We start from the raw sequence: 274 nt of genomic DNA, 5'->3' as shown, positions 1-274 counted from the left end.
TACTCATCTCGCCCACCTGTGTCGGTTTGCGGTACGGTCTCGTATGACTGAAGCTTAGAGGCTTTTCTTGGAACCACTTCCGATTGCTTCGTGCACAAGTGCACTCGTCCCATCCCCTTGAATTCCGCGCCCGGATTTGCCTAAGCGCCTTCTATGAGACAGAAACTGACTATTCCAACAGTCAGACAACCTTCCGCGATCCGTCCCCCCATCGCATCATACGACGGTGCAGGAATATTAACCTGCTTCCCATCAGCTACGCATCTCTGCCTCG

The 274-nt window shown here is 53.3% G+C and carries 1 rRNA gene; it reads right to left on the bottom strand.

The window, feature by feature from the left end:
* Positions 1–274, bottom strand: a 23S ribosomal RNA gene (locus ACZ92H_RS29715); the annotation flags it as partial.

The sequence above is a fragment of the Janthinobacterium foliorum genome, assembly GCF_978021625.1.
This window is presented reverse-complemented; position numbering and strand designations above follow the sequence as displayed.